The 735-nt window shown below is 67.2% G+C and carries 1 protein-coding gene; it reads right to left on the bottom strand.

The features are described 5' to 3' along the window. A partial coding sequence (locus AC4FS3_RS28865) for an amidase family protein (RefSeq protein WP_491023396.1) occupies nucleotides 1–735 on the bottom strand: 735 nt, incomplete at both ends.

Raw genomic sequence — 735 nt, 5'->3', positions numbered from 1 at the left:
CGGCTTGCCGATCAGTTGCAGCCCCAGCGGCAGCCCCTGCGCGTCCAGCCCGGCCGGCACGGAAATGCCCGGCAGGCCCGCCAGGTTCACCGTCACGGTGAAGATATCGCTCAGATACATCTCCACCGGATCGGCGGCGATCTTCTCGCCAAGACCAAAGGCGGCGGAAGGCGTCGTCGGCGTCAGGATGGCGTCGACGCCATTGGCGAAGGCCGCGTCGAAATCGCGCTTGATCAGCGCCCGCACCTTCTGGGCCCGCACGTAATAGGCGTCGTAATAACCGGCCGACAGCACATAGGTGCCGGTCATGATGCGGCGCTTCACCTCGCGGCCGAAACCGGCGGCGCGGGTGTTCTCGTACATGCTGGCGATGTCCTTGCCGTCAACGCGCACGCCGTAGCGCACGCCGTCGTAACGGGCGAGGTTCGAGGACGCCTCCGCCGGGGCGATGATGTAATAGGCCGCCAGGGCGTATTGGGTGTGCGGCAGCGACACCTCGACCACATTGGCGCCGGCGTCGCGCAGCCACTGGGCGCCGCGCTCCCACAAGGCGTCGATTTCCGCCGACATGCCCGGCGCGCGGTATTCCTTCGGAATGCCAATGGTCAGGCCCTTGACCCCGCGCTTCACCGCGGCCTCAAAGTCCGGGACCGGCGCGTCAAACGACGTGGTGTCCTTCAGGTCGAGGCCCGTCATCGACTTCAGCATGATCGCCGCGTCCTGCACCGTGCGGGC

The organism is Pseudogemmobacter sp. TB195 (assembly GCF_058313095.1).
This window is presented reverse-complemented; position numbering and strand designations above follow the sequence as displayed.